This is a genomic window from Allobosea sp. 05T422_2 (assembly GCF_056396265.1).
In genome coordinates this window covers 1-1,115 of the sequence record NZ_JBFTLD010000526.1, presented here as the reverse complement: position 1 = coordinate 1,115, position 1,115 = coordinate 1, and the positions used below count along the sequence as shown (strand labels likewise).

At 65.5% G+C, this 1,115-nt stretch carries 1 protein-coding gene and 1 pseudogene; both read left to right on the top strand.

The window, feature by feature from the left end; translation table 11 throughout:
* Positions 1-651: calcium-binding protein (locus AC1DJT_RS36850; RefSeq protein ID WP_476836078.1), on the top strand; the 651-nt coding region annotated here is incomplete at its 5' end.
* A gap of 63 nt (positions 652-714) precedes the next feature.
* Positions 715-1,115, top strand: a pseudogene (locus tag AC1DJT_RS36845) (HlyD family type I secretion periplasmic adaptor subunit); the annotation flags it as partial.

Sequence of the window (1,115 nt, the reverse complement as noted above, 5' to 3'; positions counted from 1 at the left end):
GGCGGCAGCGGCGCGGATACGCTCGATGGCGGTGGGGGCAGGGACCGGGTCGAAGCCGGGTCCGGCAACGACGTGATCATCGGCACCCTCGATGCCACGGCCGATTGCTATGATGGCGGCAGCGGCTGCGACACACTGGATTACTCCCAGGCGACGCAATGCATCGACATCAACCTGGTCGAGGGCAAGGCGGTCRGCGTCGAGATCGGCGAGGACRGSTTCTCCAGCATCGAGGCGGTGATCGGCGGCAGCGGCAAYGACCACTTCACCATCGGCRCTGATGYGGTGACGCTGACCGGCGGGGCGGGCGACGACACCTTCTCCTTCGACGTGCCCTATGATGAGGACGATCGCGACCTGATCCACCAGATCCTCGACCTCGAGGCCGGCGACCGCATCCGCATCAAGCAGTACCAGATCCGCAAGCACGATGATGATGACGATGATGACGACGGCGGAAGCGGTTCCGACGACGATGCCTTCGATCGCACCTATGGCGACGAGGGCGACGATTCCGGTCGGCCATTCCGCTTCCGCATCGAGAAGATCGGTGACGACGACCGCACCTATGTCGATGTCTATCTCGAGCAGAATGACGAGAAGGACTACTCGATCGAGATCCAGGGCAGTCACAGGCTTTATTACTACTGATCCCGGCGAGGGGGCGGGGCCGCAGCGTCTCGCATTCCGGGCCGTCTGACGGGAGAGATGAGCATGATCAAGAGCAGTGTCGCATCGCAGTCCGGTGGGGACGCCAGGGAAGGGCGCGAGCCGAATTTCGGGCTCGGCCGGCATATGCTCGCCGGTACGGCGCTCGCCCTGCTCTTGGTCGTCGGCTGCGGCGGCTGGGCCGCCAGCGCCCATCTCAACGGCGCCGTGATCGCCCAGGGCTCGGTCAAGGTCGACCAGAACCTCAAGGAGGTGCAGCACCGCGACGGCGGCATCGTCCAGGCGATCGGGGTGCGCCAGGGCGACCGGGTCGAGGCTGGCCAGACCCTGTTCTGGCTCGACKATGTCCAGACCAAGGCCGAGCTCTCGATCATCCGCTCGCAGCTCGGCGAAAATCTCGGCCGCAAGGCCCGCCTGATCGCCGAGCGCGACAACCTCGCCGCGAT